Below are 14,558 nucleotides of genomic sequence, written 5' to 3'. Positions count from 1 at the left end.
TTTACAGATTTAAAGATGTTTCAAATAAGTTTCCATATCCTTATCGCCACGTCCGCTGAGACAAATCACAACCACGTCATCTTTCGCAAATTTCTTCTTATCTAAAACTGCTAAAGCGTGAGCACTTTCCAAAGCAGGAATAATGCCTTCGATTTTGGTAAGCTCAAAAGCCGATTTCAAAGCTTCGTTATCATTGATGCTGAAAAATTCTGCTCGATTTGAACTGAAAAGATTGGCGTGCATCGGTCCGATTCCCGGATAATCCAAACCGGCTGAAATCGAATGTGGTTCAATAACCTGTCCGTCTTCGGTCTGCATCACCAGACTTTGGCTTCCGTGCAAAATACCGATAGTCCCAAGAAAAGTCGTTGCCGCCGATTTACCGGAACTTACACCAAATCCGCCAGCTTCAGCGGCTATTATTTTAACATTTTCATCGTTTACAAAATGGTAAAAAGTTCCTGCTGCATTACTTCCACCGCCAACGCAGGCAATCACATAATCCGGATTTTCCCTGCCGATTTTTTCATTTAATTGTTCTTTGATTTCTCTTGAAATTACTGATTGAAATCTCGCCACCAGATCAGGAAAAGGATGCGGACCAACCACACTTCCGATGATGTAGTGTGTTGTAGAAGGATTATTGATCCAGTCTCGCAAAGCTTCATTCACAGCGTCTTTTAAGGTTTTTGAACCCGATGTTGCCGGAACAACTTTGGCGCCCAACATTTTCATTCGGGCAACATTGGGTGCTTGTCTCTGGATGTCGATTTCACCCATGTAAACGATGCATTCCAAACCAAGCAAAGCACAAGCTGTAGCCGTTGCAACGCCGTGTTGTCCGGCTCCTGTTTCTGCAATAATTCTGTGTTTTCCTAATTTTTTAGCGAGCAATGCCTGTCCCAAAGCGTTGTTGATCTTATGCGCTCCGGTGTGATTCAGATCTTCTCTTTTCAGATAAATCTGCGTCTGGTATTTGTCGCTCAGGTTTTTTGCGAAATAGAGTGGAGTAGCACGTCCGACATAATCTTTCTGCAAATTCTGAAATTCCTGCAGGAATTCTTCGGATTCGATGATCTGGATGTATTTTTCCTGTAATTCGGCAACGTTCGGATACAGCATTTCGGGAACGAAAGCACCGCCGAATTCTCCGTAGTAACCGTTTTTATCTGGGTTTTGAAAGTTCATAATTTTAATTAATATTTTAGGTAGTCCCAAAGGGACAATTTAATAAAGAATAGGGGGTACAATCCTATCCATAAAAAGTCAAGGAATTACGAATTAATCCCAGAGATATTTTTCATCATATTCCATATTGTATTCTATTTCAATATTTTCATCAATAAAATCTTCACGATATTTTGTGCTGAAAATAATGTGAACGTAATTTTTGACTAATGACTGTGGCATATCTTAAATTTTAATTAAATAAGATTCCATCCTATTCTTTGCTAAAATATCCCTTTGGGACTTTTTAACAGATTTATAAATTCTTTTATTTTTTCTAAATCTTTATTACCAGCTTCGATTTCAAATTTTGAATTGATATCAAGAGCAATTGGTTGATGATTGATGGTTGATAATTCATTAATATTTTCCAACGAAATTCCGCCACTTAAAAAATAAGAAATCGGAATTTCAATTTCGTTCAAAATATTCCAGTCAAAAGTTTTTCCTGTTCCGCCAAAAGCTTTGGAATCGGTATCGAACATTAGATAATTGATGGTTTTTGGTTGGTGGTTGTCAGTCTGAGCGGAGTCGAAGACTTTTTTAATTTCACTTTTGACTTCTGTTTTCTCGCTTCCAATCCTAATAACTTTTATAATTTTAATTTCTGAATTTAGCTTTTTTCTTAATTCTGAAATAAAATCTTCAGTTTCATCACCGTGAAGCTGAATGAAATTCAAGTTTGCCTGTTCTGAAATTTTAATGATTTTTTCCAATTCTTCATTTACAAAAACGCCAACTTTTCCTTGGTGATTAATTTCTGAAATCTGTTTTAAACTCAAATGATTAAGAACATAACGTGGCGATTTTTCATAAAAGATAAATCCCAGATAATCAATTTTTAGATCAATCAATTCTTTAATCTGATTGAGTTTTGTTAATCCGCAAACTTTTAGTTTTGGTTGATGGTTAATGGTTGTTAGTTGTTGGTTATTTGTACTCATACTTATGCATTTTACATCATACTTTTTATAAAAGTTTCAAATTTTTCTCCGGGATTTTCATTTTTCATAAAATATTCGCCTATCAGAAAACCGTCAAATCCTTGTTCTTTCAGAAATCTGAAATCTTCTTCGTTGTAAATTCCGCTTTCTGCAACAGACAAAATGTCTTTCGGAATCTGATTTTTCAAATCGACAGAATGCTGCAAATTGACTTTAAAATCTTTCAAATTTCTGTTATTGATTCCAACAAAATCAACATTGTTGTTGATATGTTTCAGCTCATCTTCGGAATGGATTTCCAGCAAAACTTCAAGGTTGATAGAATGTGCCAATTCTGTAAATTCGGAAACCTGAATTGGTGAAAGACAAGCTGCAATCAGCAAAATAACATCGGCTCCTATAGATTTGGCTTCATAAAACTGGTATTCATCAATCATAAAATCTTTTCTCAAAATCGGTATATGAAGATGATTTCTAACGCTTAAAATATCATCAAAACTTCCACCGAAAAAATCTTCATCCGTCAATATTGAAACTGCGCTCGCACCAAATTTTTCATATTGGCAAACAACTTCCAAAGGCAAAACTTTATCATTGATAATCCCTTTGCTTGGTGATTTTCGTTTGAATTCTGCGATGATTCCCGATTTCGTTTTGATGGTTTCCTTTAACGAAAAAGTCGGTCTTCCGAAAAACGCTGAATCTTTTAGTTTTTCAAGTGGAATTCTGGATTTTGCTTCTGCAATTTCCTGTTTTTTTCGTTCTATGATTTTATCTAGGATGTTCATTTTTCTGATTTTAGCACAAAGCAGTGAATTTATTTTTATTAACAGACTGCTTTCAAGTCGTTAAGTTGTATGTTTGACCAAATTTTATTTTTTGACAAAATTGCGACCCGGCTTGAGCGGAACTCCTTTTGTTGCTGGAAAAGCTGCGGCAAAAGAGTGGGAGCGGAAGACGGAAATTGTCGCCATAAAAATTCTAAATAAGATTTTTAAGACATTGCAAAGCCTTTTTGCTTTCCAGACTTTCTTTGGCTGCCAAAAGGGAGTCTTCATAACTTCCGAAATTTCCTGTGCCGAAAAGGGCAACTGCAGCATTTGCTAACACGACGGCGTTTTGCTGTTCAGTACCATTTCCTTCGAGTATGTTTCTAAAAATAGAAGCTGTTTGTGTAGAATTGTCACCTGCCTTAATGCTTTCAGGAGATACCGAATTAAAACCTAAATCTTTAGCTGAATAGATGTTTTCGCCGTTTTTTGTAATGATTTTGGTGTCTTGTGTAAGACTTATCTCATCATACCCATCTAAACCATGCGCTAAAGTAAAATTGTGATCTTTTTTTTGAAGTAAATACTGATAAATGCGGGCAATTTCAAGGTTGTAAACTCCTATTACCGAAAACTGAGGTTTTGCAGGATTAACAAGCGGACCCAATAGATTGAAAAAAGTTCTTAAACCTAAAGATTTTCTCAATTCTACCACAGATTTTAGTGCTGGATGAAAATAAGGAGCATGGAGAAAGCAGATATTGGCTTTTTCCAAGTCTTCCTGCAATTCTTCGGAAGTGTTTTTAAATCTGTATCCCAGTTCTTCCATCACATTGGATGAACCGGTAACTGTTGAAGCGCCGTAATTTCCGTGCTTGGTAACTTTTTGTCCGGCTCCTGCAACGATGAAGCTTGCCAAAGTTGAGATATTGATGGTATTTTTACCATCACCTCCTGTTCCTACAATATCAACAGCATTATCAGAATCAATATTTACGGGAACAGCCATCTGAAGAAGTGCTTCGCGAAAGCCCTCAAGTTCGTCGAGTGTGATATTTCGCATGAGAAATATGCTCATAAAAGCAATTATTTCTGTAGAATTGAATTTATTCTGAGCCAAATCAATAAGTACAGCTTTTGCTTCTGACTTTGACAAGGTATGGTGATTGAAAAGATATTGTAATATTTGTTTCATTGTTTTAGTGGTTACAGCGAGAAGTTTTATTATTTATTTTATAATTCTTTGTTTATAATTTTCTGACTTCTAGCTTAAAAAATTTTCTAAAATTTGTTTGCCATTGGGCGTTAAAATACTCTCGGGATGATATTGTACTCCATGAAGATCAAAGATTTTATGTTTAAGACTCATGATCATTCCGTTTTTATCTACGCTGGTAACTTCCAGTTCGGAAGGAAAATCTTCAGGATTCACCGCCCAGGAATGATAACGCCCTACTTCCAGCGTTTCGGGGAGATTTCTGAGGATTTTGTGGTCTTTTACACGAATTGCTTCTGTAGCAACACCATGGTAAATTTCTGAAAGATTGATTAAACTGCCACCAAAAGCTTCTGCGATAGCCTGCTGACCGAGACAAACTCCCAAGATGCTTTTTGTTGCAGCGTATTTTTTAATCAGATCTAATAAAATTCCTGCTTCTTCAGGAATTCCCGGTCCCGGAGAAATAATTATTTTATCATATCTGTTGATTTCTTCCAAAGTAATTTTATCATTTTTTACGATGTCAACTTTCTGGTTCAGTATTTTTTCGATCATCTGCACCAAATTGTAGGTGAAACTGTCGTAATTGTCGAATACCAATACTTTGGCTGCTTTTATATTATCCATTTTTTTTCTTTTTTATTTAACCAGTTTTTCTGCTTTCTCCACTGCTTTTTTCAGTGCATTAAGTTTATTGTTTACCTCCTGAAGTTCGCTTTGAGGATCAGATTTTGCCACTAATCCGGCGCCTGCCTGATAATAAAGAGTATTGTTTTTACTGAGGAAAGTACGAATCATAATTGCCTGATTGCAGTTGCCGTTTAACCCGATCATTCCTATGCATCCGCCGTAATATCCTCTTGAATCTTTTTCATAAGTGTCAATAAGCTGTAATGCTTTATGTTTTGGAGCACCGCTTAAAGTCCCCTGAGGAAAAGTAGTGGCAACGATTTCAAAAGGATTGGCATTTTCCTGAAGGTCTGCCGTAACTTCGCTGACCATGTGAATAACATGTGAGAAAAGCTGAATTTCCTTTAGCTTGGTAACGGTAATGTTTTTTCCCAGTTTTCCAAGATCATTTCTTGCCAAATCAACCAGCATCGTATGCTCTGCATTTTCTTTCGGATCTTTTTTTAAATGTTCAATAGATTGCAGATCGGTTTCCAGATCTCCTGTTCTTTTAAATGTTCCTGCAATAGGATGAATAATCGCTTTGTTGTCTTTTATAATAAGCTGGCTTTCAGGACTTGATCCGAAGAGTTTGTAATTGCCATAATCGAAGAAAAACAAATAAGGAGACGGATTGATGTTTCTAAGCGCACGGTAAACATTAAACTCGTCACCTTTAAATCTTTGCTGAAATCTGCGGCTGAGTACCAGTTGAAACACGTCTCCTCTCATACAGTGTTTTTGTGCGGTTTTTACAAGTTCAATATATTCTTCGTCAGATAGATTTGAACTTTCTTCAGAGATTTTTTCAAAAGGATAAATTACTGCATTTTTATTTTTAATTAAATCTTCAACAGTTGTGAAATCAGATTTTATTCCGTTAATCTGGTTTTCGATGAGGTGCATTTCATCATTAAAATGATTAATGGCAATCACATATTGATAAAGCCTGTACCGAAGAATCGGAATCTCAATTTCCGGAGTCTGATCTTTAAATCTGATTTCTTCAAAAAACTGCACAGCTTCAAAACTGGTATACCCAAAAAGGCTTTGTGCGGTTTCTTCTATTTTTTCATTCACTTTTTCATATTGAAAAGTTTTTGAAAACTGATGCAGAAGGTTGGTTAAGTCTATGTTTTCCAAAGATGTTTTTTCAGGATTTTGACCGGGAAATTTTACTTCAAATTCGGATATATTTTTAACTTCAATTCCTGCAATGGCATTGATCGCTATAAAAGAAAAATTGTTTTGCGGATTTTTAGAATCTGCGCTTTCCAGAAGAATGGTGTCCCTGAAGTTGTCACGAAGGCTCAGGTAAATATTCATGGGAGTATGAAGATCTCCCAATATTTTTTTTGAAATTGTTTTTATTGATATTTTTTTATCGAACATTTTGTTTCATTTTTAATAGCTGTTTGAGATATAAACAAAAAAGACTTCAACGTATCACGTCAAAGTCTTATTTATATTTTTAATATTATTCCTGCTGTAATATGATCAACAACACGACAATAGTTTCAGACCCGACGAAGAGTTTGAAAGCCACCACCAATTTCTGTTGTTTGAGATAATCATACTGCAAATGTATATATTTTTTTGAAACCACAAATAAAAAAATCAAAAAATGTTCTTTACCAAATTAGGAGCTTAAGGTGGTGGTGAAAGATAATATTTTCATATTTTTGTGATCAAATTATAATCAACAATGAAAAAAGTTTTAGCAATCGTATTCATCGTAAGTTTAGCGGCAGTAAGCTGCTCAAAAAAAGAAGAAAAATCTCTACAGGACAGCAATATCATGCTTGAAGAACCTGCTGCTCCAACTGTAACTGATTCTACTTCAACAAAAACTGATTCTGCACCAGTAGCGGCACCAGCTCCTGCTGCGATAGATACTACAGCTGCAAAATAATGAAACATTTGTTTTTGGCAGTAACGGCGACCTTATTTCTACTTTCCTGTTCTAAAAAAGAAAACTTGGAAGCTCAGCAAACAGATACGGATGACGTACCTTCTCCAGTAGTGAAAAATATTTCCGGACAGGCTTTGATAGAGACTTCCGACTGTATGTCATGCCATAATGTGACTGAAAAAATGATTGGACCTTCCTATCAGGAAATCGCCGCCCGATATTCCGAAAAAGATATTGAAAAACTTGCTTCCAAAATAATTGAAGGCGGAAGCGGAGCTTGGGGAGATGTACCGATGGCGCCTCATTCCCAGTTTTCAAAGGAGGATGCCAAAAAAATGGTAGAATATATCCTAAAACAGAAGAAGTAAATGTCTTCTGAAAAATCAAACCTGCACCCAAGGAATCTGCACCGAAATTCTTATGATTTTGATTCTCTGATTTCTTGTGTGCCGGAATTGAAGCATTATGTTTATAAAAATCCTTACGGAAACCTTACCATCAATTTCAGTATTCCGAAAGCGGTAAAATTGCTTAATAAAGCTTTGCTGCAGCATTTTTACGGAATCAAAAACTGGGATATTCCGGATGGTAATCTTTGTCCGCCTATTCCCGGAAGAGCAGATTACGTGCATTATATTGCCGATTTGCTGGCTGAAAATCATCTCGAAATTCCAAAAGGTTTTTCTGTAAAAGGGTTGGATATCGGAACCGGAGCTAACTTAGTGTATCCTTTAATTGCACATCAATCTTATGGCTGGAGTATGCTCGGAACTGATATCAATAAAGATTCTTTCCAAAACGCACAACGTATTTTAAGTCAAAATCCCGATTTATCGTCTGAAATTGAATTAAGATTTCAGGAAAATTCAAATTTTATATTTAAAAATATCATTTCCTCTGAAGATAAGTTTGCTTTTTCAATGTGCAATCCCCCATTTCATGATTCGGAAGAATCTGCTTTGAAAGGTAATTTGAGGAAAACAAAAAATCTCAATAAATCTAAAATTAAAAATCCGAATCTGAATTTCAGCGGACAACAATCTGAACTTTGGTGCGAAGGTGGAGAAATTGGCTTCGTTTCTAAAATGATTGAAGAAAGTGCTATGTTTTCGCCCCAAGTGTTGTGGTTTACCTGTTTGGTTTCAAAAAAAGAAAATCTTTTCAAGTTGAATGCACTTTTAAATAAACTAAAAGCAGCAGAAATCAAAACGATTGAAATGTCTCAAGGTCAGAAAATGAGCAGGATTTTAGCCTGGACTTTTATTCCTAAAACTGAAAGGAAAGTTTTTTAAATTATTTTTGGGCAGCAATTTCCGTCTTCCGTTCCCGCTTTTTTGCTCGTCGTACCTCCTCACAAAAAGAGCTCCACTCAAGCCGGGCTGCAATTTGGCGATGTGATAGAAGTTATCTAAATTCCGGGTAAAATCTTATCATAAAATTTAACTTCCATAAAACCTTTAAATTCACTATTTTTGCAATTCGAAAAAATTGAATTTACAATGCAATTATCAGAACAGGAAATCATTAGAAGAGAAAAGCTGAATAAGCTTGTTGAAATGGGAATCAATGCATTCCCGGCAGATGAATATGTAATTACAGATACTACCGAATCTATAAAACAGAATTTTTCTGAGAGTAAACAGGTGAAAATTGCGGGAAGATTGATGTCACGCAGAATTCAGGGGAAAGCTTCTTTTGCTGAGTTGCAGGATTCTACAGGGAAAATTCAGGTTTACTTTAACCGTGACGAAATCTGTACCGGAGAAGATAAAACTTTATATAACGATGTATATAAACACCTTTTAGATATTGGTGACATCATCGGAGTTGAAGGTGAGCTGTTCACTACTCAGGTTGGTGAAAAAACAGTTTTGGTGAAAAATTTCACTTTGCTTACCAAATCTTTAAGACCGCTGCCGCTTGCGAAAACTGATGAGAATGGAGTAGTGCATGATGCTTTCAATGATGCGGAAATGAGATACAGACAGCGTTATGTAGATTTAACGGTAAATCCTCATGTGAAAGAAATTTTCGTGAAAAGAACAAAATTGTTCAATGCCATGAGAACTTTCTTCAACGATGCAGGATATTTTGAAGTTGAAACGCCAATTTTGCAGTCAATTCCCGGTGGAGCAGCAGCAAGACCGTTTATTACACATCACAATGCTTTAGATATTCCATTATATTTAAGAATTGCAAACGAATTATATCTCAAAAGATTGATCGTTGGTGGATTTGATGGCGTTTACGAATTCTCGAAAAATTTCAGAAATGAAGGAATGGATAGAACCCATAATCCGGAATTTACCGCAATGGAAATTTATGTGGCTTATAAAGATTACAACTGGATGATGGATTTCACAGAGAAATTGCTGGAATTCTGTGCAACTTCTGTAAATGGTAGTGCAGAATCTAGATTCGGTGAACACACGATCAGCTGGAAAGCTCCTTATCCAAGAATTTCTATGACAGAAGCAATCCTAAAATATGCAGGTTTTGATATTACAGGTAAAACGGAGCAGGAATTATTCGACTTTGCAAAATCTATCGGAATCGAGGTAAATGAAACGATGGGGAAAGGAAAATTAATTGATGAAATTTTTGGCGAAAAATGTGAAGGGAATTTCATACAGCCGACATTTATTACTGATTATCCGATCGAAATGTCACCTTTAACCAAAAAACACAGAAGCAAAGATGGTCTTACAGAGCGTTTTGAATTGATGGTTTGTGGTAAGGAAATCGCAAATGCTTATTCAGAATTAAATGATCCGATTGATCAGAGAGAACGTTTCGAAGAGCAGCTGAAATTATCAGAGAAAGGTGATGATGAAGCAACCGGATTTATCGATGAAGATTTCCTTAGAGCTTTGGAATACGGAATGCCGCCAACTTCCGGTCTGGGAATCGGAATGGACAGACTGATTATGTTCCTGACGAATAATCCATCTATTCAGGAAGTCTTATTCTTCCCTCAGATGAGACCTGAAAAAGTGGTTCCGCAGATTGAATTGGGAGAAGATGAAAAAGTAATTCTGGAGATTTTAAATTCTCAGGAAAATGCATTTTCTTTAGCAGAAGTGAAAGAAAGAAGCCAGTTATCCGGTAAAAAATGGGATAAAGCTTCAAAAAATCTTACTAAACATGGTATGGTAAAAGTGGAAAAAATTGATGATAATGTTTTGATGAAGCTGGTTTAAATATTAAAATAATAATATAAAGGACTGCATTACTTTGAGTGATGCGGTCTTTTTTTATATAAATATTAATTCACTCTCACTTTTTTATGCCCGATATGTCTGAAAAACGATAAAAGTTAAAGGGTGGTTTTGTTTTGGTTATTTTTATAAATAACTATTTATGTGTATTGATTTGTGAATTTTTACCACTTAATTTTATAATTTATTCGTTCATCTATGTAATTTATTATTTTTGTTAAGCAATGATTATGGTGTTTTTAATCCATAACATTTTTTATAATCATATTTAAGCCAAATCAATGACAAAATTTTTATCAGTTTTTTGTTTGTTTTTTGCTGTTTTATATTTTGCTCAGGCTCCTATTGCTGTTAAAGTAACAGATGCTTCAGGAAATGAAAACTTTAATGTAACCTGTGTAAATAATCTGGATGCAAATGGCTGTTTCACACTTGGGGTAGAATATCCAGTGATTAAGCAGACAACTTCATATGAAACAACTTCAGAAAATTTTTTCCCTGTGATTCCTTTTAATCAGGGGACGCCAATCAACGCAAATTATGATGATCTTTTTGCAGCAAAGCTTAATCTTCCATTTAAATTCTGCTTTTTCAATCAATATTTTGAATCTGTTGTAGTAGGTTCCAACGGCATGATTACATTTGATGAAAGCCAGTTAGGAAATATCAATTATCCTAATGTCGCATGGCAAAACCCAAGTGCAAGTTTGCCTAAAAATTCAATTTTCGGAGCTTATCATGATATGGTTTTTTCTTCGTCTGATGCTTCAGAGATCTATTATTCTGTAACCGGAAGCTATCCTAACAGAAAGTTTGTTATTAATTTTTTTGAAGGAAGAATTGCCGGATGTACAGAAAGATCTTCATCGCAGATTGTTCTGCATGAAACAACCAATGTAGTAGATGTTTTTATAGGATCTAAGCCACAGCCTTGTGCAACAAGGAAATTTGAGAATGCTCTTATAGGTATAATAAATGATGATGGTAGTCTGGGATATTCTCCGGTATCAAGAAATACAGGAAACTGGCAGGCTTCACAGGAAGCGTGGCGATTTTCGCCATCAGGAGCCAACATACAGCCGCAGGTAAACTGGCTAGATTCTTCAGGACAAATTGTAGCCACAGGTATTACTGCAACTCTCTGCCCTACACAGAATGAACTTTACACAGCCAATGTCAACTTTAATATCTGCGGAAACAGTATTTTGACATTATCTGATGATTTTAATCTTAGTTTTGATCCTGCTTATCCTTCGTCTAAAAATTATAGTCAGGATTTTTGCGGAAACTCTCCCATCACGCTGAACCTGAATGATTTCAGACCCAACCTTACTTCTCAGAATCCTTCTAATTTTATTTTTACATTCTATAATACCATTCAGGATGCACAAAATAATACCAACAGTATCTCAACAAATTATATTCTCAATTCCAATTCGGTTTTATATGTGAGAATTCAGAACCCATCAATCCCTGATTGTTACAGAACAGCTGTTCTTACATTAAATTTTAAGACATATAATCTTATAACCGATGTTATTTCTGTCTGTGATACCAATAATGATGGAATTGAGGCAAACTATGACCTAAATCTTATTAATAATGAAATTTTTCCTGTTGGAACTACCGGATTTTCATATTTCCTTTCACAGAATGATGCTCAAAATAATACAGGAGCTGTTACATCTGCAAATATTTCGTCGGGAACAAAAATTTGGGTTCGTATACAGTCTTTGGGTTGTACTTATATACTGGGACCTGTGAATTTTGTTTTAAAAACAGGTGTCAATGTCAACTCACCTATTTCATTTGTTTTGACTATGTGTGACATTAATGCAGATAATTTTGAAGAATTTGATTTTGCAGTTAATCTGGGACCGCTTATATCAAACCAGCCTGGGGTTTCTTTTACACCTTACGAGACTGCAGCAGCTGCTTTTCAGGGTGGCGGAACTCCATTGGGAAGTATCAAGAAAGGAATTTATACAATTTTTATCAGGGTGCAGATTCCGGGGGGATGTTTTGCCGTAGTTCCTGTTAATATGAATATTACGTTTACCGAAATTTTGGCTAATGATAAAAATGAATATATCTGTTTTAATGGTTCGGAAGATATTACAGTTAATCTCGCTACACTATCTTCCAATATGCTTACGCAGCCTTTAACTGTACCTGTTACAGAATTTTATGATAATTATCTGGCTGCTATGGAGGGTCTTACACCCATTTCTCCGAATCAGATTATCACAGACAACGGCAATTTAGTTACCAAGACGTTTTTCGTTCGTTTTGAGCAGGATGATGACTGTTATACGGTAAGAGCAATCAATGTAAATCTTGTGCATCCAGTCATTGTGCAATCAAATTTTACCATCTGTGATTTTAATAATGATAACTCCGAAAATGTTCTATTAAATCAGTTTTCAGGTCAAATCATTGGCAATCAGAATGCAACGGTAATTTTTTTTCTCACTCAGGCTAATGCACAAAACAATACAAATCCAATCAGCACTGTAAATATTAATGGGAATCAACAGATCTTTGTTAGAATAAATTCTTATAACTGTATTCAGGTATATCCTATAACAGTCAGTCTTACTCCGACACCAAATGTGAATCCTAATGTGACGATTTCTCTTACCAATATTTGCGACAATAATAATGACGGTGTTGAAGTTTACAATCTATTGCAGGCTCAGCCACAAATATACACCGGTTCCGGAGTAACTTTTACTTACTATACTTCTTATAATGCTTTAACGCAAACATTTTCAGGACAGATTTCAGATCCTTCTCAGTTTCCGGTTCCTGGAAATGCCACCGTTTTTGTTAAAACTAAATTTAATAGCAGTGAATGTTTTTCTGTTACTCAACTTACTGTCCAGATGACCTTTCTGCCCGCAATTGTATTGAATAATGCAGTGCTCAATCAATGTGATGAAGATTTTAATCTGAATGAAACTTTTCAGTTGAATGATGCTCTTTCCCAATTGTTTGTAGCTTCTCAAAATTCTCAGCCTTTATCTGATATGGATGTTTCATTCTATCTGAATTCAGCTGATGCCAATTCCGGGAATTCGTCATCGCAGATCGGCAACACTATAGTAACTAGTATTTCTACAGTTCAGATCTGGGCAAGATTTCAATCAAAAACTACTGGCTGTTATTCTGTTGCGCCAATTCAGCTCAATACTTATTTTCCACCTAAAGCGATTAATTCAACAGTCATTATATGCGACGATAATTTAGACGGCATTTTTGAAGTTAATCTCAATAATTTTACTCAGTTATATGTTGATATTCCTAATTCAATCAATACCTTTTCTTACTATCTTACTCAACAGGATGCTTTAAATGGAACAAACCCAATAGCAAATCCCCAAAACTTTTCTGCACAGCCATTTCCTCAGCAAATATGGGTAAAGGTTACCAATATTCCCGGCTGTGATGATGTGGCAAGTATTAATTTTACAGCTGGAAGTAAAGTTACGCTTCAGAATGCAGGACCTTTTCTAATGAATAATATTTGTGATAACGGAAATGACGGCGTAGAGAATTTAAATTTAACACAATTTGAAAATCAGATATTTAGCGGCAGTAATGCTGTGTTTACTTATTATTTGTCGCTTTCAGACCTCAATTCAGGGATCAATGCAGTTTCCAATCCTTCAAATTTTACTTTTAATCAAAATACGATGCCTAATACTGTTTTTGTAAAAGTAAGTGCGCCTGGTTTTTGCCCCGATATTGCATCAATAAATATTACATTAAAATCTGTTCCTTCTTTTGTAATCCCTACACAGTTTTTTTGTCCGGGGGAAAGCTTCAGCTTTACATTAAATGTTGAAGGACATACTATTATAAGTTATACATGGACTAATCCTGCGGTAGAAATCGTATCAACAGGAAATACTCTTTCTAATGCTGTTTTACAGGGAATTTATTCTGTAACTGTGGTTTCTGATAGTGGCTGCTCTTTTACTGCAACATTCGAAGCTAAATATTATGATGTTCCCGTAATACAACAGCTTACAGCAAATGGTAATACTTTTACGGTGATTGCTACGGGTTCACAGCCTATATTATATTCCATAGATGGTTTCAACTGGCAGGACAGCAATATTTTCTATAATCTTCCAACCGGAATTACAACATTTTATGTAAAATATGCTGAAGGGAAATGTATTGTAAAAAAAGACGGAGTAATTTTAGATATTAAAAATACCATTACACCAAATGGTGATGGTTTTAATGATAAATGGATTGTGAAAAATCTTCAGGTATTTGGAAAGGAAATGACTAATGTGAAAGTTTTTGACCGATATAGTTATCTTATTTTTGAACAAAATACCAATACGCAGATTGTTTGGGACGGTACAATTGCAGGCAGACCTATTCCTACATCAAGCTATTGGTATGTCATTACGCTTCCGGATGGAAGAACATTTACCGGCTGGATTCTTGTTAAGAATAATAACTGATTTTACACATCTTGCATTTGGCAAGCCTTACTTTTTTTGTAAGGCTCTTTTTCGTAATAAATAATTAAATAGGTAATATTAAAAAAGATATTTCTTTATCATATCTTTACCGGACAAT

General features: G+C 35.3%; 12 protein-coding genes. 5 read left to right on the top strand and 7 right to left on the bottom strand.

Annotated elements, in window-relative coordinates; translation table 11 throughout:
- Positions 1-9 precede the first annotated feature (9 nt).
- From trpB to FNE73_RS09745, 7 genes are all read right to left on the bottom strand, one after another.
- Entirely contained in the window at positions 10-1,188 is a 1,179-nt protein-coding gene (gene trpB / locus FNE73_RS09775) for a tryptophan synthase subunit beta (RefSeq protein WP_143884425.1), read from the bottom strand.
- 93 nt (positions 1,189-1,281) lie between these two features.
- A complete protein-coding gene (locus FNE73_RS16970; protein ID WP_262711339.1) occupies positions 1,282-1,410 on the bottom strand; it encodes a hypothetical protein in 129 nt (42 codons plus the stop codon).
- Between the two features lie 41 nt (positions 1,411-1,451).
- A complete protein-coding gene (locus FNE73_RS09765; protein WP_228430007.1) occupies positions 1,452-2,171 on the bottom strand; it encodes a phosphoribosylanthranilate isomerase in 720 nt (239 codons plus the stop codon).
- An 11-nt stretch (positions 2,172-2,182) separates the two neighbouring features.
- Positions 2,183-2,959 (bottom strand): indole-3-glycerol phosphate synthase TrpC, encoded by a 777-nt coding sequence (gene trpC, locus FNE73_RS09760; RefSeq protein WP_143884424.1) that lies wholly within the window; start codon positions 2,957-2,959, stop codon positions 2,183-2,185.
- Positions 2,960-3,152: 193 nt separating this feature from the next.
- The gene (trpD, locus tag FNE73_RS09755; RefSeq protein ID WP_143884423.1) at positions 3,153-4,136 is read right to left on the bottom strand and encodes an anthranilate phosphoribosyltransferase; all 984 of its coding nucleotides are present in this window, start codon (positions 4,134-4,136) and stop codon (positions 3,153-3,155) included.
- A 69-nt stretch (positions 4,137-4,205) separates the two neighbouring features.
- The gene (locus FNE73_RS09750) at positions 4,206-4,787 is read right to left on the bottom strand and encodes an anthranilate synthase component II (RefSeq protein WP_143884422.1); all 582 of its coding nucleotides are present in this window, start codon (positions 4,785-4,787) and stop codon (positions 4,206-4,208) included.
- Between the two features lie 12 nt (positions 4,788-4,799).
- The gene (locus FNE73_RS09745) at positions 4,800-6,221 is read right to left on the bottom strand and encodes an anthranilate synthase component I family protein (RefSeq protein ID WP_143884421.1); all 1,422 of its coding nucleotides are present in this window, start codon (positions 6,219-6,221) and stop codon (positions 4,800-4,802) included.
- Between the two features lie 313 nt (positions 6,222-6,534).
- Between FNE73_RS09745 and FNE73_RS09740 the strand changes: the two genes are divergently transcribed.
- The 5 genes from FNE73_RS09740 to FNE73_RS09720 all read left to right on the top strand — a co-directional run bounded on the left by FNE73_RS09740 (position 6,535) and on the right by FNE73_RS09720 (position 14,440).
- Positions 6,535-6,741 (top strand): hypothetical protein, encoded by a 207-nt coding sequence (locus FNE73_RS09740; RefSeq protein ID WP_143884420.1) that lies wholly within the window; start codon positions 6,535-6,537, stop codon positions 6,739-6,741.
- Complete coding sequence (locus tag FNE73_RS09735) at positions 6,741-7,109, top strand: c-type cytochrome (RefSeq protein WP_143884419.1); 369 nt, start codon at positions 6,741-6,743, stop codon at positions 7,107-7,109. Before FNE73_RS09740 ends, FNE73_RS09735 begins: the two co-directional genes overlap by 1 nt.
- On the top strand, positions 7,110-8,033 hold the full coding sequence (gene rlmF / locus FNE73_RS09730) for a 23S rRNA (adenine(1618)-N(6))-methyltransferase RlmF (RefSeq protein WP_143884418.1): 924 nt from the start codon (positions 7,110-7,112) through the stop codon (positions 8,031-8,033).
- A 207-nt stretch (positions 8,034-8,240) separates the two neighbouring features.
- A complete protein-coding gene (gene lysS / locus FNE73_RS09725) occupies positions 8,241-9,941 on the top strand; it encodes a lysine--tRNA ligase (RefSeq protein ID WP_143884417.1) in 1,701 nt (566 codons plus the stop codon).
- 299 nt (positions 9,942-10,240) lie between these two features.
- On the top strand, positions 10,241-14,440 hold the full coding sequence (locus FNE73_RS09720) for a T9SS type B sorting domain-containing protein (protein ID WP_143884416.1): 4,200 nt from the start codon (positions 10,241-10,243) through the stop codon (positions 14,438-14,440).
- The last annotated feature ends 118 nt before the right edge of the window (positions 14,441-14,558 follow it).

The sequence above is a fragment of the Chryseobacterium binzhouense genome (genome assembly GCF_007474545.1).
Taxonomy (GTDB): Bacteria; Bacteroidota; Bacteroidia; order Flavobacteriales; family Weeksellaceae; genus Chryseobacterium; species Chryseobacterium binzhouense.
The sequence above is the reverse complement of the archived record's forward strand: the minus strand, read 5'-3'. Positions and strand labels throughout refer to the sequence as shown.

What these genes read in the sequence shown, in the direction of transcription:
- trpB (WP_143884425.1), bottom strand. Translation starts at nt 1,188, where the DNA reads ATGAACTTTCAAAACCCAGATAAAAACGGTTACTACGGAGAATTCGGC.
- FNE73_RS16970 (WP_262711339.1), bottom strand. Translation starts at nt 1,410, where the DNA reads ATGCCACAGTCATTAGTCAAAAATTACGTTCACATTATTTTCAGCACA.
- FNE73_RS09765 (WP_228430007.1), bottom strand. Translation starts at nt 2,171, where the DNA reads ATGAGTACAAATAACCAACAACTAACAACCATTAACCATCAACCAAAA.
- trpC (WP_143884424.1), bottom strand. Translation starts at nt 2,959, where the DNA reads ATGAACATCCTAGATAAAATCATAGAACGAAAAAAACAGGAAATTGCA.
- trpD (WP_143884423.1), bottom strand. Translation starts at nt 4,136, where the DNA reads ATGAAACAAATATTACAATATCTTTTCAATCACCATACCTTGTCAAAG.
- FNE73_RS09750 (WP_143884422.1), bottom strand. Translation starts at nt 4,787, where the DNA reads ATGGATAATATAAAAGCAGCCAAAGTATTGGTATTCGACAATTACGAC.
- FNE73_RS09745 (WP_143884421.1), bottom strand. Translation starts at nt 6,221, where the DNA reads ATGTTCGATAAAAAAATATCAATAAAAACAATTTCAAAAAAAATATTG.
- FNE73_RS09740 (WP_143884420.1), top strand. Translation starts at nt 6,535, where the DNA reads ATGAAAAAAGTTTTAGCAATCGTATTCATCGTAAGTTTAGCGGCAGTA.
- FNE73_RS09735 (WP_143884419.1), top strand. Translation starts at nt 6,741, where the DNA reads ATGAAACATTTGTTTTTGGCAGTAACGGCGACCTTATTTCTACTTTCC.
- rlmF (WP_143884418.1), top strand. Translation starts at nt 7,110, where the DNA reads ATGTCTTCTGAAAAATCAAACCTGCACCCAAGGAATCTGCACCGAAAT.
- lysS (WP_143884417.1), top strand. Translation starts at nt 8,241, where the DNA reads ATGCAATTATCAGAACAGGAAATCATTAGAAGAGAAAAGCTGAATAAG.
- FNE73_RS09720 (WP_143884416.1), top strand. Translation starts at nt 10,241, where the DNA reads ATGACAAAATTTTTATCAGTTTTTTGTTTGTTTTTTGCTGTTTTATAT.